The following is a 23,305-nucleotide window of genomic DNA, read 5'->3' as shown; positions in this document are numbered from 1 at the left end:
CTATCAGTTATCAGTTATCAGTTATCAGTTTTTCCATTTTTCTAGTTATTATCGCTTGAATATAGCCGCAGGCTGATGGCTTCAGCTAATTACCTAGACAATTCTCTTGAAATCCTAAGTAGCTGGTTATAATTAAATTAACAATGGATTTTAGGTTCGATCCCCCCTGCCCCCCTTGATAAGGGGGGTGCCGATCCCCCCTTAGTCCCCCCTTTAATCCCCCCTTAATAAGGGGGGCATCTGAAAGTTTTTAATACCTACCTACTTATCCTTTCCTAGAAGTGATGGCAAAATATCCCGGGCAGCTCTTCTGAAAATCAGAAAAATTTCTATATTTTTGCATCCGATTTTAAGTTTATCAATTAACCTTAAATTAAAGCCCTAGGGCTTAGATAGAAGCCATTCAAAGGATATTTATGAAAGCCAAAATCGCGATCGCTTGTCAGGGAGGCGGCAGTCAAACTGCTTTTACTGCCGGTGCATTAAAAGCATTATTTGACAATAAAGTACAAGATTACTTTAATATTGTCAGTCTCAGTGGTACTTCTGGCGGTGCTATCTGTGCCTTTTTCACCTGGTATGCTCTCAAAAAAGGTGATAGCATCGTTTGGAAAAGAATGATTGATTTTTGGGAAGATAATAGCGCTCGAACTCCCCAAGAACAACTATTTAATGACTCAGCTATTAAAGCTCTAGAATTGGCCAGCAAAGGATTAATTCCCCAGTATAATCTCAGTCCTTCCTCTCCGATTACTAAAACCTTATTTTCTATAGCTACCTACGGTTTACGCAGTCGCTTTACCAACTTTGATCAGTTACTAAGAGCGCATATTGACTTCTCGGAATTAGCCACTTGGGGAGCTAAACCAGAACCCCCAGTTTTATTAATTGGGGCCTGTAATATCCTGACAGGAAAGTTAAGTAAATTTAACTCGCGCCAGGAAGCAGTTAAAATTGAACATATCCTAGCTTCTGCTTGTGTTCCTAACATTTTTCCTGCTGTCACCATTGAAACTATGGCCTACTGGGATGGACTATTCTCCGATAATCCCCCCATCCGTTCTTTAATTCGCCGTGAATTTGTTGGAATCGAAAATATTCCCGATGAAATTTGGGTAATTAAAATTAATCCCACCTCTAGAGACAAGATCCCCGTGCAATCCGATGATATTGCTGATCGCCGCAATGAATTAGAAGGCAATGTTTCCCTATTTCAAGGTCTCGATCAGATTGAGTTGATCAATCAATTATTTCTTAAAGGAGCATTTAAAGAGGAATACTTGCGCGAGATCGGATTAACAGAACCATTTAAAATTCCTAAATCTTTCCCAGAAGATACCGATCAAGATTACCATATCCCGATGATCGAAATGTCTGCGGAATTAGCCAATAGTCTCAACTATGAAAGTAAACTTGATCGCTCTCCTGCCAATATCCAGCGTCTGATCGCTGACGGCGAAAAACAGGGACAACAATTTCTAGAACATCGACTAAAAGCTATGGGTTTAGGATAATTTTTGAGGTTTCAAAAACGGCAAAAATAAGGATTAAATAGCATGAAATCTGTCAATAGACTATTTAATTGATTATTATTCATTCTTAATTCTCCTGACGACCGGCTACTGACTACTGGCTACTGACTCCTAACCCTAACAACAATTTTTGATTTTTACAAGAGGTCTAATAATCACTGATTTTCATTGACTAATACCCGTCCGGATAGATCGTAAATCATAATATCCCATTGGCCATTTTTTGCCGCTTCAAAAGCCACTTTAGAACCATCGGCACTGATGATCGGATTGCGTACTTCTGCGAGCAGATCGGGAGCAATTTCCCTTCTCTGTTGAGTTTGTCGATCATACAGATAAATAGCCGTTTTTCCCTGACGACTAGCAGTAAAAACGATATAACGACCATCTTCACTAATGGAAGGACTAGAAGCGATCTGATCGAGAGAATTTAGGCCAGGTAAAGACAGTAAACGGCGATCAATAGCATCAAAAAGATAGATAGCTTGGGAACCATTGCGATCGGAAGCAAAAACGAGATAGCGAGAGGCAAGATAGGGAGTTAATTCACTAGCAGCACTATTTAAACTTCTCCCCCCTCGATCGAAAGGAAAAGACAATAAACTGGGATAACCCGCACATCCAGTTAACAAACTAATTACAGCAACAAGACTAATAAAAAAATAACGTTTCACGGTTTGGGACTTTCAACGGGACTGCCATCGGCAATATCTAACTCGATATTCGGACCGCGATCGAGAACCTCCACATCCCATTGTCCCCGACGAGCGGACTCAAAGACAAGATAACGACCATCGGGACTAAGACGGGGATTTCGCAACCAACCGCGATAATTTTGACTCAATAACTCAGAACGATCGGTAATGCGATCATATAAAGCGATGACGGGACGACCCTCAATAATCACCACATAAGCCAGATAACGCCCCGTTTGGCTTAAACTAGGGCTATCGGTAATTTCTTGACCCGTATATAATCCCCCTAGGGTCTGGTATTGTTTTGTCTGCAAATCATACAGCAGTATCTGATTACTACCGCGACGATTAGACAGCAAAGCCAGCCAACGACCATCACCACTCAGGGCAGGTTTTTCGTCATTATAGCGACTATTGAGGGTTCCTGTAGATAAACCGGGGTTATTGAGATTACAACCGCCTATAACCCCTAAAAACAAGCAGATAAACAGGAAAAAGGGAGCTTTGGTCATCGGACCTACTCCTTAATAATCAAACCTAGTCGGATGATCATTACTCGACTCCCGTTCACTATTATCCGGTCTCTGCCAATCTTCTCGATCGCCGGTATCGCTAGAATCGATCGGTTGATAATCGACGTATTCCCCTTTAAATGGCGGATCATCCTCAATTATTGGGCGAGGACGACGTTTTTGGCTAGTGCGGGGCGGTTTACTGCTCGTCTCTTCACTAGCGGGACGACGACGGGGACGAGAACTGGTTTCTTCCCAATCATCACCGCTACGGCGCTGATCATAAACATCTCGATCGCTAGTGGGGGAACTATTGCGGGGACGACGATTAGCGGTTTTGCGACTGCCGGTATCGGCCGGCCGACGGGTGCGGGCGCTGCGGGGTTCCTCGTCCTGATAACTAGAAGTGCGGGAAGAGCGGGGATCATCGTAACCGCGTAAACGGGGATTATCTTCGTAACGTTCCTCTGGTTCGTAGGTGTCGAGGGGTTCCAATTCGGCCCGATATTCCCGACTCACAGGACGTTCATCCACAAAAGACGTGCCGCGGCGGGCCTGTTCTGTGGTTAAACCCCTTAATTTTACCGTCTCGAAGGCAAAAAACACCGCTGCCCCGGTCAGCAGAAATTGTCCGAATTGCAAAATTGGATCCAGTCGCCACCCTTGAAAAAGTAGAATTAAACCGCACAATAACCCAACGGCGGCAAAAAATATATCATGATCGCGGGAAAGTTCCGGCCGCACCGAGCGCAGGAAGTATAACCCGGCTCCGGCCACTGCCAGAAAAATTCCTAAGATACTGGCCGAATTCAGCCCAAAATTGACCATCTTTATCTCCCTTCTCGGTGCTTAAATTTAAGAATCGAGTCTTTATCTCTAGCCCTCAGCTTTCAGAAGCAATCCTGCTGTTTTTAACTCTAGGCATCGAGCTATATTCTAACCCCAAAGTCCAGCAATATATTAACCACCCTCGTTCACACAACTATTGTTAGGGGAGTGCGGAGATTTTATCAGTGATCAGTGAACAGTAATCAGTGAACTGAAAACTCACATCTGATAACTGATAACTGAAAAGGCTGAGATTTTAACAAAATCTTTAGAAGTTACCCATTGACAGGATTGACTAAATGTGATACACGGGTTTCGGGCATTTTAACGTGATTTCTTGATCACTTTTGAGCGATCGCTATCCTTGGGAAGTTAATCGCCGCAAGTCTGAAAGGAGGGATTTTCCTTGATGCACATCATGGTTAATTTGTCAAGTACCTAAGTCCTAATCTTAATAAGATTCAGACAGAAATTTTTCTGTCATATCATAAAATTAACTTAACCCAGCCAAGGGGGAATTGGCATAGAATATGATCATAATTCAGGCTGAACATATAGTCTGTTTGTATTCATAGTCCATTCAATCCATAGAATAAGGTGTGAGGATTGACCCATGTCAAAACTATTCAAGAATATAGCAAAGGTAACTCCTTTAGTATTAGGTGCTTCCGTGGCAGCTGCTGGCAGTGCAGTGGCTCAAACTATGTCGGGGACACCTCAACTGAAAATTGATCCGGCTGCGCAGCAGCAACTCGATCGTATTCAGAGTGCCCAAAATAGTCAGCAGATTAATACGAGTGTCTATCAAGGTTCCATGTCCCAGGTGACTAGCGTTAACCAACTGCGGGACGTATCTCCCACCGCTTGGGCCTACGAGGCATTAAGAAGTCTTGTGGAACGTTACGGTTGTATCGTTGGTTATCCTGACCGTACCTTCCGTGGTGATCGCGCTACCACTCGTTGGGAATTTGCCGCCGGTTTAAACGCTTGTTTGAACGTCATGGAACGTTTAATTCAAGATGGTGTGGGTGTACTCAGAGAAGACATCGATAAATTAAAACGTCTTGTTCAAGAATTTGAAAGCGAACTAGCGGCTTTAGGGGCGAGAGTAGATAACCTCGAACAGCGCGTTTCTTTCTTGGAAAATAATCAATTTTCTACCACCACCAAACTCAGAGGTGAGGTAATCTTCAGTGTCGCCGATAGCTTCGGTGGTCAGGCTCTCCTTAGAAATACCGACGGTACGGTGACTAGAGGCACCAATCAAGATCAGACCCAAACAGTATTTAATAACCGGGTTCGTCTCAACTTTGAAACCAGCTTCACCGGTAAAGATTTGTTAAGAACCCGTTTACAAGCGGGTAACTTTAACAACACTTTTAACCAAAGTGGTCCGACGAGAACCAACATGACCCGTCTAGCATACGATAATGGCCGGGACAACGATGTCACCATCGATGACTTGTTCTACCGCGCTCCCATCGATACTCCCTTCGGTAAAATCACCATTTGGGTTGGTGCTAACGAGTTAAACCTAGATGACGTTTTCATCACTACTAACCCCTTCCTCGCCGATAGCGGTACAGGTGCTTTATCTCGCGGTCAACGCTACAATAACATCGTCTTCCGCGGTCCCGATGGTGTTGGTGCGGCGGTCAGATTTAATGTCGGGGATGTTTTCCAAGTCACAGGAACCTACCTAGCTAGTGGTGGGACTGATGGAGCCAGCAATCCTAACCCCGGTAGCGGTTTATTTAACGGTTCCTACAGTGCGGGTGCTCAGGTTGGTTTCTCCTTCATCAAATTTGCCGATATTAACTTCGTCTATGTTCGCAGTTATCAAACTGCGGCTAGTATGAGTTCTGGTTTATTCGGTAACGTCAGCAGCCCTCTGACGGAGCGTCCCTTCGGTAACGTTGCTACTGTAGCCGACCGTTTCGGTCTTCAAGCGAGCGCCCAGGTTATCCCTGGAGTCTTAAATCTAGGGGCATGGGGGGGTTATGCTAATGCCTCGGCCACTGGTGTTAATAATGCGATCGGAGACGATAACACTGGTATCTGGTCTTGGAACCTTAATCTTTCCGTCCTCGACCTCTTTGCCGAAGGTGCGGCCTTCTCTTTAGGTGGTGGTCAAGTACCCCGTTCCGATAAAGAAAGCAGCACCGCTTACATGGTAGAAGCCCAGTATAAGTTCCCAGTCACCAAAAACATCCTGATTACCCCCGGTGCCTATGCGGTCTTCAACGCTAACAACCAAGGTAACTCCGTTTTGGTTGGTGTCATCCGGACAACTTTCCGTTTCTAAGCTGAGTTGACGGACTTGAAAAAACGGTGGGATTTGTAGATCTCACCGTTTTTTTTACTTTTAACTTTTCACTGGATATAGCCATTTATGAGAAGATGATCGGAGCGTCCCAAACGCTGCTATATTTACTTCGCCTATTTAGTTGCTTATCTATGCACTCTCTGTCTTTCCCCCGTCGCACTAAAATTGTGGCCACGATTGGCCCAGCCTCGCAAAATAAGGAAACATTACGTCAGATGATCAAGGCGGGGGCGACGACATTTAGATTAAACTTTTCCCATGGCGATCACGATTACCATCGTCACAGCATTAACCTGATCCGTCAGTTAGCCTTTGAACTCAATCAACCGATTGGCATCCTTCAGGATCTACAGGGGCCAAAAATTCGTTTAGGTAAATTTGCCTGTGGGTCGATTACCCTGAAACCGGGGGAACCCTTTATCCTTACTTCTAGGGATGTGGAATGTAATCAGGAAATCAGTTCCATTAGCTATCCCTCTCTGGCCCAAGAAGTCCCAGAAGGTTCGAGAATTCTGCTCGATGATGGTAAAGTCGAAATGCGGGTGGAATCAGTGGATCGCCTGAAAGGCGACCTGTCCTGTCGCGTGGTGGTTGGGGGTGTCTTATCCAGTAATAAAGGGGTAAATTTTCCCAACGTCTATCTGTCGGTGAAAGCTTTAACCGATAAGGACAAAAAGGATTTAATGTTCGGACTGCTGTGGGATGTGGATTGGATCGCCCTTAGTTTTGTGCGTAATCCCCAAGATATCCTCGAAATTAAAGAATTAATCGCCAGTGCGGGGAAATCTATCCCCGTGATCGCTAAAATTGAAAAACACGAAGCGATCGAGGAAATGGAGGCAATTTTATCCCTCTGTGATGGTGTTATGGTGGCTAGGGGGGATTTAGGAGTAGAATTACCAGCCGAAGACGTGCCAATCCTGCAAAAACGCCTGATTAACACCGCTAATCAGCTAGGCATCCCGATTATCACCGCCACTCAAATGCTTGACAGTATGGCCAGTAATCCTCGTCCCACCCGTGCCGAGGTTTCGGACGTGGCCAATGCGATTTTAGATGGCACTGATGCGGTCATGCTTTCCAATGAAACGGCTGTGGGTCATTATCCCATCGAAGCGGTGGCAACCATGGCCCGCATTGCCGAAAGGATCGAACGGGAACAGATCAACAGTACCGCTCGCTCTAACAATAAACAATCGATTCCTAACGCTATTTCCTCGGCAGTTAGTCAAATTGCCGAACAATTGGGGGCAGCGGCAATTATTACCCTGACAAAAACCGGCTCTACTGCCCGTAATGTCTCCAGATTTCGCCCTAAAACCCCGATTTTAGCCGTTACTCCCCATCGGGAAGTGGCACAGCAGTTACAGCTAGTTTGGGGGGTAAAACCGATGTTATTGCTCGATTTACCCTCCACTAGCCAAACTTTTCAAGTGGCGATGAATCTTGCTCAGGAAAATAACCTCCTCGCGGATGGTGATTTAGTGGTGATGACGGCGGGAACTCTGCAAGGGGTGGCCGGTTCCACGGATTTAATTAAGGTGGAAGTGGTAAAATCCCTTTTGGGCAAGGGTACGGGTATCGGCCAGGGTGTGGCCAGTGGCCGGGCGCGAGTAGCCCATAATGCCCGAGAAGTGGGTAGTTTTAGTAACGGGGAGATTTTAGTCGTTCCCACCACCAGCGCCGAATATGTGGATATGATGCGGAAAGCTGGCGGAATTATCACCGAAGATACCGCGATGAATAATCACGCCGCTACTATCGGTTTAAAATTGGGTATTCCTGTGATTGTCGGGGTTAAAGATGCCACGAAAATTATCCGCGAAGGGGTGATCATTAGTCTCGATGCTCAACGGGGTTTAATTTATTCTGGTATTGGCAAGGGTGCGGCAACTATGAAAAACTGAGTCAGTCATCAGTATTCTCCGAGTCAGGAGTCAGGAGTCAGGAGACGCGAGACAGGAGACAGGTTTTATTTATTCTCCCCATCCCCCCACACCCCACACCCCACACCCCACACCCTACACCCCACACCCATTTTCACTTGTCTATGAGCGATTCTTACTCTGCTGCCGTCGATAATCCGGCCTATACCGTTGAACAAGCGATCGCTAATATCCAGCAAAGAGAAGACCTAGGCGCGCGTTATTATGCTGCTTGGTGGTTGGGTAGATTTCGTGTTCGTCAACCGGAGGCGATTTCGGCCTTAATTGCCGCTTTAGAGGACGAAAGCGATCGCACTCCCGATGGCGGTTATCCCCTGCGACGCAATGCTGCCAGCGCTTTAGGGAAATTAGATGATCTCAGTTGTGTTCCCGCTTTGATTGCCTGTCTCGACTGTGAAGATTATTATGTGCGCGAATCGGCTGCCCAGGCATTGGAAATGCTTCAGGATCGAAGCGCGATCGCACCTTTAAAGAAACTATTAGAGGGTGGCATCGAAGGGGCTGTTTTAGTGGCGGGAAAACCCCATTTATTCCAACCCTACGAAGCGATTATCGAAGCCTTGGGAACCCTGCAAGCGACGGAAGCGATTCCCCTCATCGAACCATTTTTAAGGCATTTCGTCGAAAAAGTGCGTTATGCGGCTGCCCGCGCCCTCTATCAACTCACGGCTAACCCCCACTATGGCGATATTCTGATTAATGCCTTGCAAGGGGAAGAATTACAACTGCGTCGTTCTGCTTTAATGGATTTAGGTGCTACGGGTTATCTGCCAGCTGCCCGTGCGATCGCTAATACTTTGGCGGAAAATAGTCTGAAACTGGTTGCTCTCAAGGAACTTTTAGAAAACCATCTAAAAACTAATTCTAGGGGCGAAAATATCTCGGAAATTCTCACTTTAATGGATAGTTTATTGTAATTAATCATTGGTTATTTTGTATCTAAATTAAAACCGATGCAATCCAGAGGTTTTTATGCTAATTCAAACTGATTATGTCGGCTGGCTGAACGAGACAATCACTCTGTTAAGACAAAAAAACTTTGATCAAGTTGACTGGGAAAACTTGATCGAGGAGATAGAAAGTTTGGGCAGAAGTCAAAAACGTGAACTCCGCAACCGGTTAACCACCATCTTAGAACAATGCCTCAAACTTTGCTATACTGATTACGTTGAGGATTATCGAGGTTGGCAAGAAACTATTAGGCGCAGTCAACGGGAACTAGGGGAACTTTTGAGAGATTCTCCTAGTTTAAAACCCTACTGGGATCAAGTATTTTTAGATTGCTATGCCACGGCTTTAAAAAGCTTGCGAGATAACCCCGATTATCAATCTTTTAACTTTCCCGATGATTGTCCTTTTTCCCAAGAAATTAGTCAGATTTTACAGAAAAAAGTTTGGCGATAAAATTATCTTTAAAAGTTTCTTGGTGGGGTTAGGAGATAGGAGTTAGGAGTCAGTAGCCGGTCGTCAGGAGACAGGAGACAGGAGATTATTTTATTTATTCTCCCCACTTCCCCACTTCCCCACACCCCACACCCCACTTCCCCACACCCCAACCCCCAACTCCTCATCCCCTCCACTGATAACCAATGCTTCCCACCGTTGAGACTTTAATTATCGCCGTCGAAAAAGCCGACTCAGCTAATGAGTTACTAACCGCCGTGGAAAACTTAGCCGCCGCCAAAAGTGAAGCGGCAATACCCACCCTCACCGATGTGCTGAGATATAACAACCCCGGCGCCTCCGTGGCAGCCGTGGATGGTTTAATCGCCATCGGCAAAGCGGCGGTTCCCTATTTACTAGCCAACCTAGACGGTTATAATTATGGGGCGAGAGCTTGGGCAACCCGCGCCCTAGCAGGAATTGGCGATGTGCGAGGATTGGACTTATTACTTGAGGCGGCGGTGAGTGATTTTTCCTTTAGTGTGCGGCGAGGGGCGGCTAGGGGCTTAGGAAATATAATTTGGTCTGATTTGGAGAAAAGTCGGGTTTCTGAGGCTCAGAAGGCTGTTTTTGCGGCACTGGAGAAACTTTTGCAAGGGGATCCAGAGTGGGTGGTTAGATATGCGGCGATCATCGGATTGGAGGGATTAGGAACTGCGGCGGCGGCATTTCGCGGGGCGATTCGGGAACTTTTAGGACAGATTGGGGAGACAGAAGCGGAAATAGTGGTAAGATTGCGTGCCGATCAAGCTCTGGAACACTTACAATAAGCCTAAGTCACAAAGTAGAAAAACTCATTTCTCTACAGGGAGAAACAATTACACTAACATTCTATGAAATATTGGCAGGAAATTTTAGCGATCGCTCAACGAATTTTAGTGGAATTAATCCGGCGCGGGCGTAGCTTAATTCTCTGGGGCATTTTCCCGATACTTGTCCTGCTCTTAAATGGCTATATTATGGCAGAAAAAGGCAAAATTGAGCTTGCTGAGGCAATGGCTCTGGCTACTCCTCCCACCCTCGTCGGGGCGGCACTTTTCTTTAGTTGTTTGGGGGGAACCGTGGCGACGGTAGTAGCAGAAAGGGAACAACAAACGATTAAACGGTTATTTTTATCGCCTTTAAGCGGTGTTTCCTATTTTATCGGCATTTTTCTCGCCCATTGTGTGATTGCTGCCTGTCAGACAGTTTTAGTTTATTCTATTGCTAAACAGTATGGAGCCACTTTTAAAGGCTCAATTCCTCTAGAATTATTAATTATTTTCCTTAGTATCACCGCCTATGTGGGTTTAGGATTTATCCTCGGTACTCAACTGGCGAAAAGAACAGAAGATGTTAATGCTTTGGTGGGAACTTTTGGGGTTCCTTTATTAATTTTAGGCGGCGTTTTTCTTCCGACTGCTTTATTCCCCGACAATATTCTATCTCTGGCTAAATATAACCCGATCTACCACATGAATGAAGCTTTAATTGCTGTTTGGGCAAAGGGCGAAAATCTAGAAGATATTAGCTCTCATTTTCGCTTTCTCTGTCTTTTTGCTCTAGCTATGGTAGCAGGTGGTTGGCTTACCTATCGACAAATGTTAAACCTTGAACGCCGATTGTAAATCAGTGATCAGTTATCAGTTATCAGTTATCAGTTAGAAAAGGCAAGAGTATTTATTGATTTGTCTTCCCATATCTTACACTCCCTAATCCTGCTTCCTGACTTCTGACTATCCTTATTACTTTATTAAAAATGCTGACTATTAGTAATGTCAAAAAAAATTACGGAAGACGCTTAGTATTAGATCAATTAAACTTTCATATTGAAGCGGGGGAAATTTACGGTTTACTTGGTCCAAATGGTGCGGGAAAAACCACCACTATTAACTTAATTTGTAATTTATTAAAACCCTCATCGGGAGAAATTACCTTTAATTATTTGCCAATTTCGAGAGTTACTAAAGAATTAATTGGGGTTGCCCCACAAGAAAATTTATTGTACAAATCCCTTACTTGTGAGGAAAATCTCAACTTTTTTGCTCAGATTTATGGACTCGATCGCCCCCAGCGTCGTCATCGGATTAAAAGCAGTTTATCCGCAGTAAATTTGCTCGATCGCGCCCGTAGTCCGGTGGAAACTTTAAGCGGTGGAATGCAGCGCCGGATGAATATTGCCGTGGCTATTGTTCATCAGCCAAAATTATTAATTCTCGATGAACCAACTACTGGTTTAGACATCGAATCTCGCTATGAAATTTGGGATTTAATCGGAGAATTACGGCGACAGGGAATGACAATTTTATTAACTACCCATCTCCTCGATGAAGCACAGCGTCTCTGTCAACGTATCGGCATTTTAAAACAAGGTCGTATTATTGCCGAAGGTAATTTAAATCAGCTGCGTCAGCATATTCCTGCTAAGGAAATTATTATCATGGATACCCAGGATCAAGAAGCGGCAATTAATCGAGGGAAACAATTAGGATTTACTCCCAAATTTTACGGTAAAGATTTAGCTTTTTGGTTAGATGAACATCTAGAATTAAGCGAGATTATTCAGGCATTCGATGGCATTAATATTGATTCTCTCGCCCGTCAGACGGTACAGTTAGAACATATTTATATGGAAATTATGAATCAATTTTAACACCGTTTTTGAGAATTCAGGTTGATGATCAGCATTTTTTCGGAATTTAGCTCAATTAAGCTAAATTACCGTTTTTTTACCGTCATGATCATCTATAATTTTTGGATAGGTTCTATTAATTGGAGACAAAATCAATGATGAAATTAACCTCTATCACTGGGTTATTGGGTCTATCGGCGGTATTATTAAGCTTACATCTACCGGCAGCGGCGCAAAATTGTCGGCCACTTTCTTTATTAGGGGGTGAAGGTAGTGAAGTTACCAAAAGCGTCTCACAACCCACTGTTCCAGGGCCTTTCGGTGTCACGATAACTCGTAATAATTGGAATACCGATTGGGCAGTGCCGGGGGGGAGACGTTTTCAGAGGTTTATCGTTACGGTTTCTGTCCCCCGGGCTGCCTCCTTCGATATCCGGCTGTTTCTCAAGTATAGCGATCAAACTAACGAGGAATTTTTTAATACTAATGGAGTACGAATCGAACCCGATAAACCCTTAACAATTACTGCCACAGTCCGGGCAAATGATCAACCTTTTCTAGTCAATCTTTTTGTCAATGGTATTCAGCACATCGGTAATACCTACACCGCTTCTGTTGTCGGTTGTGAACGATAAAATATATAGGGTGTGCTGAAAAAGTTTTTTGGTGGGGGCAGGGTGTGAGGTTTTAAGCTAAGAGGCATTTTAATCGCCTATCCGATTAGCTCAATCTCTCCCAATCCCTTTACTGTTGCCTCTTGTTTCATCTCAACAGGCAATTTATACTAAATCCAGTTATTAAAGACTGATTATCTATTCCTCCTTTTGCCTCTTGCCTCTTGCCTATCCTCCTAAGTAGCCTATACTCAACGGATTTAGTATTAAATGCGCGGGCAGCCCCGGACTTTACTCTCTACCCCGATTGACCTTCAGTGGGACAATTAGAGCAATGCACAATTAAGGATTTTTGTCAAGAAAATAATATTAAACTTATCATTGATGTCTCCCATGTCCACGCCCAAATTATCTGGCAATTGGCGATTAATTAGGCTACCCTAACTAATATGCCCCCATTGGCCTCGATTTAGAACTAGCTTTTATCCGTCCCCACCTCAATCATCGATTTTTTTCCAGAATCTTATGTCTGAAACTATCACTCCCGCCATTAGCGATCGCATCTGTAAACACATGAACAAGGATCACGGTGATGCCGTGCTTTTCTACGCTCAAGTTTACGGCAATATTACCGATGCAGAAACCGCTCAAATGCTATTCATCGATCCCGAAGGCATGGATTTAGCCGTAGAAAAATTAGGGGAGAGTCAAACAATTAGAATACCTTTTGAGCGCACCCTAGAATCAGCCAAGGATGCCCATAATATTCTGGTTGAGATGCTAAAAGTTAATCAAACCACCCCTTGACAAAGCTCGATTTTGCGCCATAAATCTAACAACCTTGTTGGATAAAACTTTTAGACTTTTTCGCCATTAAAAAGTGTCAGCCATGGGGGTAATCCGGGGGAAATTGAGCTACTTTTTCCCTGAAAATATGTAAAACCCCACACCCTACCCCCCGGAAAAACTTTTTCAGCAGACCCTAGTTATAGCTTGAATTGCTTTTCTATCAAAGACACGATCCAACTTCTGGGTAAAAAACGGGGCAGATTGACGATAATTTTATTAGCCAATTTACCGGCTACCACGTTGGGGCGTTTGTTTGCCAAGGCAGTTAAAGCCTCTTGTACCACCACTTCCGCCGAATCTAACCGGCCGTTTTTGCCCATAAAGGCACTGGGAAATCGGGCCACCTCAAAAAAATTCGATTCCGTCGGACCGGGGCAAAGAGCAAGGATTTCAACGCCTTTGTCTTTATTTTCTGCCCAGAGAGACTCGCTAAAACTGAGGACAAAGGCTTTTGTCGCCGCATAGACGGAAAGATAGGGGAGCGGTTGAAACCCGGCAATGGAAGCAACATTGATAATTGCCCCCCCAGCACCAGCAAGCATGGGACGGAGAAAATAGTGGCTTAATTCCACCAATACCAGATTATTTAACTGGATCATTTCTAACTGTCGAGCTAAATCCCGCTCGCTAAAAGCGCCATAATCACCAAAACCGGCATTATTTACCAGTAAATCGACGTTGATTCCTTTTTGGTTCACCGTATCATATACTAGCTTTCCCGCCCCAGCAACGGTCAGATCTTGGACGATAACCGTCACTTTTACCCCGTATTGTTCCCCCAATTCCGCTGCTAATTGTTCTAGTTTATCCCTAGATCTAGCGACTAAAATTAGCTCCATTTGCCGTTGGGCAAGTTGACGGGCAAAGACGACACCGATACCAGTGGAAGCACCAGTAATGAGGGCTGTTTTCATAGAAGATCAATCAAAAATAGCTTTTTTGCTGGAATTGTAGCACAATTACCCTTTCATTTACAGTTCTTAACTTGGCGGGGAAGACATTTTTTCAACTCAGAATATATGTTAGGCTAGAAACAGAACAAAGGTCGAGGAAGGTGCAGAAATGACAGTTATAAGCTTCACTGATCAAGATATTGCCAAATATACCGCCGCTGATATTGCTTCTTTAGCCGAACGACTAGAAAAAGATGAGTATAGCAACCCCTTCGAGGCTTTGCGGGATTGGCATCTGTTGCGAGCGATCGCTTTTCAAAGGCAGGAATTAGCCGAACCTTATCTTTATCTGTTGGATCTAGAAGCCTACGATGAGGCTTAAGGTTGCTTAGTTAAACAAAACTTAACAAAAATTACTGGGGGTGTGAGACTAGCACACCCATTATTTTTGATTATGGTATTCTCTGGCTGAAAAAAGCCCCTAGCTTTTTGCCCCTTATTTCCCTACTATCAATAACAAAGTATTTTTAGGCGATCGACTAAATTATGGGCAAACAATACAACGTTTATGGGATCGGTAACGCGCTCGTCGATATGGAATTTCCAGTCTCTCCTGAATTACTGCAAGAATTAGGCATCGATAAAGGAGTGATGACGCTGGTGGACGAAAATCGTCAAACCCAGTTGATGGAAAAATTGGCTCTTGATTGTAAACGCAGCGGTGGCGGATCGGCGGCGAATACCCTAGTAGCGATCGCTCAGTTGGGGGGTAAAGGTTTCTATTCCTGTAAAGTGGGCAATGACGAATTAGGCAAGTTTTATCTACAAGATCTGCGCGCCTGTGGTTTGCATACCAATGAACACGGCGGCGAAAAAGAGGTGGGAATCACGGGAAAATGTCTAGTTTTCGTCACTCCCGATGCTGATCGCACCATGAATACTTTTCTCGGCATCACTGGGGAAATTTCCGAACGGGAATTAGTCCCCTCAGCGATCGCTAATGCCGATTATCTCTATCTCGAAGGTTATCTCGTCACCTCTCCCACTGCCAAAGCTGCCGCTATTAAAGGGCGAGAAATTGCTCAGGCGGCTGGAGTCAAAACCGCTTTATCCCTGTCGGATCCCAATATGGCGATCTTCTTCCGGGAGGGATTACTGGAAATGATCGGAACCGGGTTAGATTTCGTTTTCGCTAATGAGTCGGAAGCTTTGACTATTTCCGGCAGCGAGGAAATCGAGTCAGCGATCGCCTATTTTAAAACCATTGCCAAAGGATTCGCTATCACCCGGGGTGCCAGTGGTTCTTTGATCTATGATGGCGAAAATCTCCTGGAAATTGACCCCCATCCCGTACAGGCGATCGATACCGTCGGTGCGGGGGATATGTACGCGGGGGCTTTTCTCTACGGTATTACCCACGGTATGGGTTACAAAGGGGCGGGAAATCTCGCTTCTCTAGCGGCTGCCCGGGTGGTTTCTACTTTTGGAGCGCGTTTACAAACCGAGGAAATTCAATCCCTGCGCGATTCGATCGTTTTGGGATAGGTTTTGTCAGTGATCAGCTTTCAGTCATCGGGAGTCAGGTTTTTTCTCCCTGCTCCCTGCTCATAGACAGTCTTAACGAGTAATTTAGATAGGGTTTGCTGAATAAATTTGAAATGTAGGCAAAGTAAGGGTTTTGGGGCTTTTCTCGCTCCCACAGGTGCAAGATTTTGAGAGAATCGTCGTTCAAAACCTTGCGTCTTCATCGGCCCGCGTCCTGTAGGGGCGAAGCATTCGGGCAATAACCTATCGGTGAAAACGTAGATTTTCTATCCGAATGCTTCGCCCGTACTTATTCAGCAAACCCTAGATAGTCATACTAAATCCTGTTTAAAAGGTATAGGAGGGCGGGGAGAAGGGAGCGGGTTTTTCAAGTTGGATTGGGGGTTAATCATGCTATTAAAAACCGATTCAGTATAACGGTAAAGTTAGACCGTCTTCACCGATAACTTTGGCTGAGTCATAGCGCCTCAATTGTAACGCGCCCACCTTCCACTGCCTAAATCTGAAGTTTAAAGCCATACAAAAGACCCATCCCCACACATCATACTCGCTTTCTCTGGCTGCGACTGCCAAAACGGAAGACGGCTCTATGTCCAATCCGAATCAGCCAAGGTTGAGCATCAGGGACACGCTCCTAGAGATGATCGGTAGCAGTAATCGTATCGTCGGCAAGCTCAAACGCTCCAGTTTCGATGTCGATCGCCACAATTCTCCCGTGATTTCCCTCCTCCACTTGAGAACGTACCTGAGATTCATAAATCTCATTACCACGTCGAGCGAATTCTTCTTTGCTGTAGCGGGGTTGACGAACTGTCATTGGCTTGACCCTGGGGCAACTTTTGCCCTCTATTTTAACCTAAACATCGGAAATCTTCGCTAACATTCCCCAACTAGGCCCACAAGAGCGGCATCGCACTTTAACCCACAGCTTCAATCAATGGGCATGGTGCGTTCCCCAAAATCTATTAGTGGAGCAGTAGGACTTGCATTAGGGAACGCACCCTACAAGATCGGCGATCGCATTCGAGGGGCTTGTTAGCCCTTGCAGTAGAAGGTGGCAGCAAGAAGAACATACAAGAATCCAAAGCAAACTGGAACCCAGTTCTCAACGTGTGTAAGCGGAAGATATTTTTTCCTGTCCTTTCCCGACCCCAGTTCAACCCACTCCACGTCATATGGCGCGACCGGCAACATTTGCTCAAGTGCATGGACGACCTTGAATTTAGCCGAGTTGAGTTGACGATATGAGTCAACTGTGCGCCACCACACAAAGCAAAGGAGAATTACTGCAATGAACGGTGTGAGGCCAAGCAAGGTTGGCTGAAGTACTTTTTCCTTTAGCAGAACTGTGAAGGCCGTAATCAGCGCTGTGTGAACGCCAACAAAGAATGAATTGGCCAGCATTCGTCTTGCACTGATCCGATCGGCCATCTCGACATACAGCTTGTATTGTTCGAAGAGGTGCTTTTCGAATTCGGTGCCGTAAGACTTTTTGTTCCGTCTGATGAGACCGATGAGACCCATATTATCCGCCGAACAGATCAAATAGCGTGATTACGGATGGCATCAACAATTGACTTGCTTTGCCATTTCACAATCGCATCAGCGTTGTCTTTCACTATCTGTGATGTCTTCTCAGAAGCCCATGGCTCGACAGCAATGATGGGCTTGTTGTAGTCGGTCTTTGAAATCTGTATTTCTTTGTTGATCCACTTTGAGTAAGTGCTGTAGACGCCCGCAAGCATCACGACGCAGTTGACTGGAGCAATTTGAGCTTTGATTGCCGCATACAACTCGGAGTCGTTCTTAGCGTTGTGAATTGGGTCATCCTTTGGTACGGAATAATCTTCCCAAGTGAAGTTGGGGTGCTCATCAAAGAACTTCCCAAGCTTCTCGTAAGCGTCTCCGTAAGTCCACGAGTGGCTGATGAACAATCGGTAAGTCTTCAGTGTGGGCATGGTGGATCCTTGTTGATAAAAGGGCCTAACTACATATTATAGGTCAACTTTCTGCATAAAACTCTCCAGAGTAATGATATAGGTCAACTTTCTTTATAACACTCTATTTAGGCGCGATTGCCAGAAGTTTTCCCTATATCACCCCCAAAAGCCTGTTAGCCAGATTAGCATATTCCCAAAAACCTTGTTTAACTAAATTTCTGACAATTAGGCTCATTCTAGCGATGATTCTTCGATCTGACCGCACCCATTGACAAAAATTTACAATTATTCGACCTTTAGCGATCGCTATCGGGGGATAGTTGTTTTTTGTTACAGCAGTGGGGAGAAGGGAGCAGGTTTTTAAAGTGGGATTGGGAGTTAATCATGCTATTAAAAACCGATTCAGTATAACGGCTAAGTTGAGCGGCGGCTAATATCCTTTGCACCACTATCAATATCTCTCGCTCGTCCGCTCCAACGTGTTGTTAGACCGTGTTTTCGAGATAAGGTTACAACTTCTCTGCCACTTTCAGCTTGTTGCTTTTGCAAATCAGCAAAGATGGCTTTCAAGTCATGATTGAATGACCGAGAGTACTCTTCACGAATTTTGTGGATCTCTTCCACAATCTCATCCTGAAACATAATCAACCTCCGAGAAGTTCATAGGGTGTACAAAGAATTGGCAACTCGTAGCCAAAATCAAGGCTGATCTCTGCCAACTTTCCCTGAATTTGAGCATTGGCGATGTGCTTGCAATTCCAGGTGAGCAGGTAATCCATGCCGTGAACGGTTGCGGGGGCGATATGAACAGCATCAATATCAGCTTTTGCGGGAAGGTTGCTGCGTTCCAAAAATTGCTCTGCTAAATCTAGCACAGCTTGGTTCAAGTCGAGTAAAGATAGATTAGCAAGGATTTATAGTCGTTGAGATGCGATCACAACATCACCTTGTGAGGTTTCTTTCACGACCGCTTGGGATGAGTAAAGTTGAAAATCGCCGCGACGTGTATTCCACCACTCCTTCGTCACCTCAATATTTGCCGCCACAACAATATCTCTGCTGGGTCGAGCAGTAAGATAGCCTAAGATACTGGTTTCAATATAGACGGTTTCGCTCACGGCAATCTAGAAAATCTATCCAATGCCTATCCTACCGCATTTAATCTTGGTTCTGAGGGTGTTGGGTAACAGTCGTCAACCCAACCTTGTACGTGAAATATTCTTGTCAGCATAAAGTTGCCGCAGAAAGCGGTAGTCCCTGATCAAGCAACAGCTTCATAGCGATTAGGAAGTTCAATGATGCGATCATCCAAGTAGGAAGAGGCAAAAATTAGGGCTTGTCGAATATCTTCATCCTCCAGTTCCGGAAACTCTTGATGTAATTCTGCTCGATCGGGATAAGTTGCCAGTAGCTCAATCACTCGACGAACCGTAAGGCGAAGATTACGAATGCAGGGTTGCCCATTCATACGGTTTGGATTGCTCGTAATACGATCTAGTTTCATTAGAGTAATTCTATTGTTTCATGATCACTTTAACCTTTAGCGGGAGTAAGGGACTTGCGCTTTGATAATGTACCATTTAGGGCTGGTCTTATTCTTCTAGAGAGCGATTTTCTGGCTGGGATATTATTCCCACGCAAGTCCCTAACTACTGGTTTAAGGTAAATCCGTCGCCCCCATCAAAAAGCGATCGCATTCCCTGGCGGCCCCGCGACCTTCATTAATCGCCCAAACCACCAAACTTTGACCACGACGACAATCTCCCGCTGCAAAGACTTTCGGTAAGCTAGTGGCAAATTGACCATGTTCGGCCTTGATATTGCTGCGGCCATCCTTTTCTAAGCCTAAATCATCGAGTAAAGGCTGTTCTGGTCCCAAAAATCCCATGGCCAATAGAACCAATTGCGTCGGGATGACTTTTTCTGTTCCTGCCACCGTTTGGGGGATAAACTGCCCTTTTTCGTTGCGTTGCCATTCCACCTGTACCGTGTGAATCCCTGTGACGTTGCCCTCGCTATCCCCCTCGAATTTAGTCGCCGTGGTGGTATAAACCCGGGGGTCATCGCCAAAACGCGCGGCCGCTTCCTCTTGTCCATAGTCCAGACGGTAGATTTTCGGCCATTCGGGCCAGGGATTATCGGCGGCCCGTTCGCGGGGCGGTTGCGGCATAATCTCTAATTGGGTGACGCTACGGCAGTTATGACGCAGGGAAGTCCCCACACAGTCGGTTCCCGTGTCGCCACCGCCGATAATTACTACGTCTTTACCCGCAGCCGAGATAAAATCCTCCCCCGGCTGTCCGTCTAGTAGTGCTTTTGTATTAGCAGTGAGAAACTCCATGGCGAAGTGAATGCCCTTTAATTGGCGACCTTCGATGTTCAAATCCCGGGGTTTGGTGGCTCCGGTACAGATAACCACGGCATCATATTCGTTTAATAGGTCTTGGCTGCTGATATCCTTGCCCACTTCCGTGTTACAGACTATTTTTACCCCTTCCTGTTCCAGCATCTGGAGACGACGCAGAACCACTTCTTCCTTATCTAACTTCATGTTGGGGATGCCGTACATCAACAAGCCCCCGGGTCGGTCGGCCCGTTCGTAAACCGTCACCCAGTGACCAGCTTTATTTAACTGGTCGGCGGCCGCTAATCCAGCAGGTCCGGAACCAATCACAGCCACTTTTTTGCCGGTACGGATGGCGGGGGGATTGGCAGTAATCCAACCGGATTCCCAACCTTTGTCGATAATCGAACACTCAATATTTTTGATCGTAACGGGGGGATTATGAATACCGAGAACACAGGAACCCTCACAGGGAGCGGGGCAGACTCTACCGGTAAATTCGGGGAAATTATTGGTTTTATGGAGGCGATCGAGGGCTTCTCGCCACAATCCTCGATAGATTAAATCATTCCATTCGGGAATCAGGTTATTAATCGGGCAACCACTGGCCATGCCACTAATTAGCGTTCCCGTGTGACAAAATGGTGTACCACAATCCATACAACGGGCGGCCTGATTGCGGAGTTTATCTTCTGGCATGGGAAGATGAAACTCATCCCAATTATGAAGGCGATCGAGGGGGGTAAGTTCGGAAGGAAGTTCACGCAGGAATTCGATAAAGCCAGTCGGTTTGCCCATAGTCTTTGTTATCTCTGTCGTTTATCCCCTATCTTCCTTCACAGTTCGATCGATCCTCGCAACTTTACCGATTTCTTTAATCTTATCGGCAGCTCAGTGGAGTAACAGGCGGTAATTTTGACAAATTGGGTAATTAACTATTGAGTTAAAAACAGGCGATTTTAAGAGGAAGGGGGCAATTCTAACGGGATAGCCCCGATTATTCCCTTGCGAAAATCATTGAGTAACTGCATGGCTGCCCTTTCTTTATCCTCTTGATATTTGAGATTGGCCAATTTTTCGATAAAATCCTCCCCGGTTATGTCTAGAGTATTCAACCCATAACGAGATTGTAAAAGTTCTTCATACTGTAATTCTATTAATAAATCGACAAAAGCCGCCGCTATCCTTTGGTTATCATAACCAGCATCCCCAATATCCTCACAGATAGCTAATTTCACCGCATCCTTTTGATTTTCTAAACGGGAAGGAATCACCCCCGGCGCGTCTAATAATTCTAAGGTGTCGGAAATTCGTACCCATTGTAATTGTCGCGTTACTCCGGCCCTGCGGGCGCTGGCAACGACTTTTCGCCCTAATAAACGGTTAATCAGGGCAGATTTGCCCACATTGGGAAACCCAATCACCACGGCCCGCACTGGACGCGGTAACATTCCTCTTAGTTGACGTTTTTGGTTAATTTCATCGCCAATTTTTTCCGCCGCTTTGATAATTGCTTTAACTCTTTCTCCCTGTTTAGCGTTAGTAAAATAGACGGTTTCTCCTTGACTTTTAAACCATGTTACCCATTGTTGCTGGGCAGATTCGGGAATCATATCGAGACGATTTAAGATTAATAAGCGCGGTTTATTGCCAATCCAATCGTCCACCTGGGGATGATGGGAGGCTAAAGGAATGCGAGCATCGCGCACTTCTAGGACCACATCCACGAGTTTAAGATGTTCCTTGAGTTTTCTTTCCGCTTTGGCAATATGACCAGGATACCATTGAATTAACGACATGGGAGATGGGAGTATAAAATTAGATCTTATCAGGAATAGTCCCTAGATAGCTAAGTGGGTAGGTGTTAAAAATTATCAGATTCCTCCTTATTAAGCTATTCATTCGTTACATCTTTCTTAACATAAAATTTGACAAAAAGAGAAAAGTGTGCAAGATGGCTCAAGGGAGTTCTATGGCGGAACTAAGTAGCTGGTTATAATTAGGGTTTGCGGCAAAAAGTACGGGCGAAGCATTCGGATAGAAAATCTGATGAAGACGCAAGGTTTGGAAGCACGATTCTCTCAAAATCTTGCAGCTGTTTCGCGAGAAAAACCACAAAACCCTTACCTTGCCTAAATTTCACATTTATTCAGCAAGCCCTAATTAAATTAAAGATAGATTTTAGGTTCGATCCCCTTAATCAGGGGGGTTGACAATTGTTAACACCTACCTACTTATTTTTTGCCTCTTGCCTGACTGGGAGTCGCAAGTCTAAGCTAAGGATAGCCGGCCAACCCGTACCGACCACCGGATAACTGATAGAATGAACGATTCTAACGCTAATGCTCCCGCTCAATCCTCAGAAGAGACAATAGATGAAACCAATTGGGTAGATCTCGGGGAAGAAGGGAAACCCCTAGATAAACCCACTGCTAAACCTATCCAACCATCTCCCCTCAAGTCTATCTCTACCCTGATCACGGTGGAGACGGCTTTTTTGGCCAGTGCTACCAGTTTAATCTGGTTAATTGATTATTATTTTCCCCTCGGACCGTTATTAAGGGTTTTCTTCCCGATTCCTATCGCTTTAGCCTATTTACGTTGGGGCGCTCGCTGTGCTTGGATGACAGCATTAGTTTCTAGTTTACTTTTGTCGGTGTTGATGGGACCGACTCGCAGTATTGTCTTTTTGATTCCCCACGGCTTGATGGGGGTACAATTGGGGCTATGCTGGCGCCGGGGTGCGCGCTGGGAATTTTCTATCTTGACTGGGGGACTGTTGGGGGCTTTTGGTTTATTCTTTCGTTTTTGGCTGTTTTCAATTCTTTTAGGCGAAAATCTCTGGTTATATGTGATTACCCAAGCGACTAATTTTATTGATTGGATTTTCACCCAGTTAGGGATTCTCGCTAAACCGACGCTGCTGCAAGTGCAATCGATAGCAGTTGTGGGCATATTTGTCAATAGTTTATTATACTTATTTGCCGTGCATTTAGTGGCGTTATTAGTTCTTGATCGCCTCGGTAATCCGATTCCTCGTCCGCCCAAATGGGTGCAGGTCATACTAGATTATGAGTAATTATTTAGGGACTTGCGCTTTGATAATCTACCTTTTGGGCGAACGCAGTTCGCCCCTACATTGTGGACAAAATCCGTTACTGTAGGGGCGCAATGCTTGCGCCCTCCGAGCGTTCAGGTTTGCTGATCACTCTAAGTAGGGGGAGAGC

General features: G+C 45.2%; 23 protein-coding genes and 2 pseudogenes. 13 read left to right on the top strand and 12 right to left on the bottom strand.

What is annotated here, in order from left to right; translation table 11 throughout:
• Positions 1 to 416: 416 nt before the first annotated feature.
• On the top strand, positions 417 to 1,514 hold the full coding sequence (locus ACQY1X_RS10395; protein WP_430015652.1) for a patatin-like phospholipase family protein: 1,098 nt from the start codon (positions 417 to 419) through the stop codon (positions 1,512 to 1,514).
• A gap of 173 nt (positions 1,515 to 1,687) precedes the next feature.
• Here the strand turns inward: ACQY1X_RS10395 and ACQY1X_RS10390 are convergent, their stop codons facing one another.
• Genes ACQY1X_RS10390 through ACQY1X_RS10380 form a run of 3 tightly spaced genes read right to left on the bottom strand, consistent with a single transcriptional unit; the run spans position 1,688 to position 3,567 of the window.
• Entirely contained in the window at positions 1,688 to 2,206 is a 519-nt protein-coding gene (locus ACQY1X_RS10390) for a TolB family protein (RefSeq protein ID WP_002731904.1), read from the bottom strand.
• Entirely contained in the window at positions 2,203 to 2,739 is a 537-nt protein-coding gene (locus ACQY1X_RS10385) for a TolB family protein (protein WP_002732502.1), read from the bottom strand. The genes ACQY1X_RS10390 and ACQY1X_RS10385 overlap by 4 nt, the downstream gene beginning before the upstream one ends.
• Before the next feature lie 12 nt (positions 2,740 to 2,751).
• Positions 2,752 to 3,567 carry a Ycf66 family protein gene (locus tag ACQY1X_RS10380; RefSeq protein WP_430015651.1) on the bottom strand — a complete coding sequence of 272 codons (816 nt, stop codon included), beginning with the start codon at positions 3,565 to 3,567 and terminating at the stop codon, positions 2,752 to 2,754.
• 613 nt (positions 3,568 to 4,180) lie between these two features.
• Between ACQY1X_RS10380 and ACQY1X_RS10375 the strand changes: the two genes are divergently transcribed.
• The 9 genes from ACQY1X_RS10375 (at position 4,181) to ACQY1X_RS10335 (ending at position 13,314) form a co-directional block, all read left to right on the top strand.
• Positions 4,181 to 5,872 (top strand): iron uptake porin, encoded by a 1,692-nt coding sequence (locus ACQY1X_RS10375; protein ID WP_430014512.1) that lies wholly within the window; start codon positions 4,181 to 4,183, stop codon positions 5,870 to 5,872.
• Positions 5,873 to 6,024: 152 nt separating this feature from the next.
• Complete coding sequence (gene pyk, locus ACQY1X_RS10370; protein ID WP_002774839.1) at positions 6,025 to 7,800, top strand: pyruvate kinase; 1,776 nt, start codon at positions 6,025 to 6,027, stop codon at positions 7,798 to 7,800.
• A 143-nt stretch (positions 7,801 to 7,943) separates the two neighbouring features.
• On the top strand, positions 7,944 to 8,756 hold the full coding sequence (locus ACQY1X_RS10365; RefSeq protein WP_430014511.1) for a HEAT repeat domain-containing protein: 813 nt from the start codon (positions 7,944 to 7,946) through the stop codon (positions 8,754 to 8,756).
• A 55-nt stretch (positions 8,757 to 8,811) separates the two neighbouring features.
• Positions 8,812 to 9,243 carry a DUF29 domain-containing protein gene (locus tag ACQY1X_RS10360; protein WP_002732680.1) on the top strand — a complete coding sequence of 144 codons (432 nt, stop codon included), beginning with the start codon at positions 8,812 to 8,814 and terminating at the stop codon, positions 9,241 to 9,243.
• 185 nt (positions 9,244 to 9,428) lie between these two features.
• Positions 9,429 to 10,052, top strand: coding sequence for a HEAT repeat domain-containing protein (locus ACQY1X_RS10355; RefSeq protein ID WP_430014510.1), 624 nt, complete (start codon positions 9,429 to 9,431; stop codon positions 10,050 to 10,052).
• Between the two features lie 63 nt (positions 10,053 to 10,115).
• Positions 10,116 to 10,889 (top strand): ABC transporter permease, encoded by a 774-nt coding sequence (locus ACQY1X_RS10350; RefSeq protein WP_002734025.1) that lies wholly within the window; start codon positions 10,116 to 10,118, stop codon positions 10,887 to 10,889.
• A gap of 131 nt (positions 10,890 to 11,020) precedes the next feature.
• A complete protein-coding gene (locus ACQY1X_RS10345) occupies positions 11,021 to 11,914 on the top strand; it encodes an ABC transporter ATP-binding protein (protein ID WP_002732759.1) in 894 nt (297 codons plus the stop codon).
• A gap of 134 nt (positions 11,915 to 12,048) precedes the next feature.
• Positions 12,049 to 12,528: a hypothetical protein gene (locus ACQY1X_RS10340; protein WP_002774825.1), complete on the top strand. Its 480-nt coding sequence runs from the start codon at positions 12,049 to 12,051 to the stop codon at positions 12,526 to 12,528.
• Positions 12,529 to 13,032: 504 nt separating this feature from the next.
• A complete protein-coding gene (locus ACQY1X_RS10335) occupies positions 13,033 to 13,314 on the top strand; it encodes a DUF2470 domain-containing protein (RefSeq protein WP_002774821.1) in 282 nt (93 codons plus the stop codon).
• Between the two features lie 179 nt (positions 13,315 to 13,493).
• Here the strand turns inward: ACQY1X_RS10335 and ACQY1X_RS10330 are convergent, their stop codons facing one another.
• A complete protein-coding gene (locus tag ACQY1X_RS10330; protein ID WP_193977813.1) occupies positions 13,494 to 14,270 on the bottom strand; it encodes an SDR family NAD(P)-dependent oxidoreductase in 777 nt (258 codons plus the stop codon).
• A gap of 148 nt (positions 14,271 to 14,418) precedes the next feature.
• Between ACQY1X_RS10330 and isiD the strand changes: the two genes are divergently transcribed.
• Positions 14,419 to 14,631, top strand: a complete 213-nt coding sequence (gene isiD / locus ACQY1X_RS10325; RefSeq protein ID WP_002732311.1) for a protein IsiD — start codon at positions 14,419 to 14,421, stop codon at positions 14,629 to 14,631.
• A gap of 164 nt (positions 14,632 to 14,795) precedes the next feature.
• On the top strand, positions 14,796 to 15,794 hold the full coding sequence (locus ACQY1X_RS10320; RefSeq protein ID WP_149106478.1) for an adenosine kinase: 999 nt from the start codon (positions 14,796 to 14,798) through the stop codon (positions 15,792 to 15,794).
• A 541-nt stretch (positions 15,795 to 16,335) separates the two neighbouring features.
• On the opposite strand, the pseudogene ACQY1X_RS10315 reads toward ACQY1X_RS10320, so the two are convergent.
• The 8 genes and pseudogenes from ACQY1X_RS10315 to ylqF all read right to left on the bottom strand — a co-directional run bounded on the left by ACQY1X_RS10315 (position 16,336) and on the right by ylqF (position 21,877).
• Positions 16,336 to 16,611, bottom strand: a pseudogene (locus ACQY1X_RS10315) (hypothetical protein).
• A 218-nt stretch (positions 16,612 to 16,829) separates the two neighbouring features.
• On the bottom strand, positions 16,830 to 17,318 hold the full coding sequence (locus ACQY1X_RS10310) for a RipA family octameric membrane protein (protein ID WP_430014509.1): 489 nt from the start codon (positions 17,316 to 17,318) through the stop codon (positions 16,830 to 16,832).
• A gap of 17 nt (positions 17,319 to 17,335) precedes the next feature.
• On the bottom strand, positions 17,336 to 17,752 hold the full coding sequence (locus ACQY1X_RS10305) for a TIR domain-containing protein (RefSeq protein ID WP_430014508.1): 417 nt from the start codon (positions 17,750 to 17,752) through the stop codon (positions 17,336 to 17,338).
• A 396-nt stretch (positions 17,753 to 18,148) separates the two neighbouring features.
• Positions 18,149 to 18,376 carry a hypothetical protein gene (locus ACQY1X_RS10300; RefSeq protein WP_016516182.1) on the bottom strand — a complete coding sequence of 76 codons (228 nt, stop codon included), beginning with the start codon at positions 18,374 to 18,376 and terminating at the stop codon, positions 18,149 to 18,151.
• Positions 18,377 to 18,378: 2 nt separating this feature from the next.
• Positions 18,379 to 18,852: pseudogene (locus tag ACQY1X_RS10295) on the bottom strand (type II toxin-antitoxin system VapC family toxin).
• Positions 18,853 to 18,995: 143 nt separating this feature from the next.
• The gene (locus tag ACQY1X_RS10290; RefSeq protein ID WP_002761871.1) at positions 18,996 to 19,238 is read right to left on the bottom strand and encodes a DUF433 domain-containing protein; all 243 of its coding nucleotides are present in this window, start codon (positions 19,236 to 19,238) and stop codon (positions 18,996 to 18,998) included.
• A gap of 153 nt (positions 19,239 to 19,391) precedes the next feature.
• Positions 19,392 to 20,876 carry a glutamate synthase subunit beta gene (locus tag ACQY1X_RS10285; protein ID WP_430015650.1) on the bottom strand — a complete coding sequence of 495 codons (1,485 nt, stop codon included), beginning with the start codon at positions 20,874 to 20,876 and terminating at the stop codon, positions 19,392 to 19,394.
• 161 nt (positions 20,877 to 21,037) lie between these two features.
• Positions 21,038 to 21,877 carry a ribosome biogenesis GTPase YlqF gene (ylqF, locus tag ACQY1X_RS10280; protein WP_130757887.1) on the bottom strand — a complete coding sequence of 280 codons (840 nt, stop codon included), beginning with the start codon at positions 21,875 to 21,877 and terminating at the stop codon, positions 21,038 to 21,040.
• A 524-nt stretch (positions 21,878 to 22,401) separates the two neighbouring features.
• On the opposite strand from ylqF, the gene ACQY1X_RS10275 reads away from it, so the two are divergent.
• Entirely contained in the window at positions 22,402 to 23,157 is a 756-nt protein-coding gene (locus tag ACQY1X_RS10275) for a DUF2232 domain-containing protein (protein WP_002732287.1), read from the top strand.
• Positions 23,158 to 23,305 lie beyond the last annotated feature (148 nt).

The organism is Microcystis protocystis FBCC-A270 (assembly GCF_050500235.1).
GTDB lineage: Bacteria > Cyanobacteriota > Cyanobacteriia > Cyanobacteriales > Microcystaceae > Microcystis > Microcystis ichthyoblabe_A.
The sequence above is the reverse complement of the archived record's forward strand: the minus strand, read 5'-3'. Positions and strand labels throughout refer to the sequence as shown.

Excerpts from the sequence above, each read along its gene's own strand:
- ACQY1X_RS10275 (WP_002732287.1), top strand. The coding sequence starts at position 22,402 with ATGAACGATTCTAACGCTAATGCTCCCGCTCAATCCTCAGAAGAGACA.
- ACQY1X_RS10305 (WP_430014508.1), bottom strand. The coding sequence starts at position 17,752 with ATGCCCACACTGAAGACTTACCGATTGTTCATCAGCCACTCGTGGACT.
- ACQY1X_RS10395 (WP_430015652.1), top strand. The coding sequence starts at position 417 with ATGAAAGCCAAAATCGCGATCGCTTGTCAGGGAGGCGGCAGTCAAACT.
- ACQY1X_RS10340 (WP_002774825.1), top strand. The coding sequence starts at position 12,049 with ATGATGAAATTAACCTCTATCACTGGGTTATTGGGTCTATCGGCGGTA.
- ACQY1X_RS10335 (WP_002774821.1), top strand. The coding sequence starts at position 13,033 with ATGTCTGAAACTATCACTCCCGCCATTAGCGATCGCATCTGTAAACAC.
- ACQY1X_RS10350 (WP_002734025.1), top strand. The coding sequence starts at position 10,116 with ATGAAATATTGGCAGGAAATTTTAGCGATCGCTCAACGAATTTTAGTG.
- ACQY1X_RS10385 (WP_002732502.1), bottom strand. The coding sequence starts at position 2,739 with ATGACCAAAGCTCCCTTTTTCCTGTTTATCTGCTTGTTTTTAGGGGTT.
- ACQY1X_RS10320 (WP_149106478.1), top strand. The coding sequence starts at position 14,796 with ATGGGCAAACAATACAACGTTTATGGGATCGGTAACGCGCTCGTCGAT.
- ACQY1X_RS10375 (WP_430014512.1), top strand. The coding sequence starts at position 4,181 with ATGTCAAAACTATTCAAGAATATAGCAAAGGTAACTCCTTTAGTATTA.
- ACQY1X_RS10330 (WP_193977813.1), bottom strand. The coding sequence starts at position 14,270 with ATGAAAACAGCCCTCATTACTGGTGCTTCCACTGGTATCGGTGTCGTC.
- ACQY1X_RS10310 (WP_430014509.1), bottom strand. The coding sequence starts at position 17,318 with ATGGGTCTCATCGGTCTCATCAGACGGAACAAAAAGTCTTACGGCACC.
- pyk (WP_002774839.1), top strand. The coding sequence starts at position 6,025 with ATGCACTCTCTGTCTTTCCCCCGTCGCACTAAAATTGTGGCCACGATT.
- ACQY1X_RS10300 (WP_016516182.1), bottom strand. The coding sequence starts at position 18,376 with ATGTTTCAGGATGAGATTGTGGAAGAGATCCACAAAATTCGTGAAGAG.
- isiD (WP_002732311.1), top strand. The coding sequence starts at position 14,419 with ATGACAGTTATAAGCTTCACTGATCAAGATATTGCCAAATATACCGCC.
- ACQY1X_RS10360 (WP_002732680.1), top strand. The coding sequence starts at position 8,812 with ATGCTAATTCAAACTGATTATGTCGGCTGGCTGAACGAGACAATCACT.
- ACQY1X_RS10285 (WP_430015650.1), bottom strand. The coding sequence starts at position 20,876 with ATGGGCAAACCGACTGGCTTTATCGAATTCCTGCGTGAACTTCCTTCC.
- ylqF (WP_130757887.1), bottom strand. The coding sequence starts at position 21,877 with ATGTCGTTAATTCAATGGTATCCTGGTCATATTGCCAAAGCGGAAAGA.
- ACQY1X_RS10290 (WP_002761871.1), bottom strand. The coding sequence starts at position 19,238 with ATGAAACTAGATCGTATTACGAGCAATCCAAACCGTATGAATGGGCAA.
- ACQY1X_RS10355 (WP_430014510.1), top strand. The coding sequence starts at position 9,429 with ATGCTTCCCACCGTTGAGACTTTAATTATCGCCGTCGAAAAAGCCGAC.
- ACQY1X_RS10345 (WP_002732759.1), top strand. The coding sequence starts at position 11,021 with ATGCTGACTATTAGTAATGTCAAAAAAAATTACGGAAGACGCTTAGTA.
- ACQY1X_RS10365 (WP_430014511.1), top strand. The coding sequence starts at position 7,944 with ATGAGCGATTCTTACTCTGCTGCCGTCGATAATCCGGCCTATACCGTT.
- ACQY1X_RS10380 (WP_430015651.1), bottom strand. The coding sequence starts at position 3,567 with ATGGTCAATTTTGGGCTGAATTCGGCCAGTATCTTAGGAATTTTTCTG.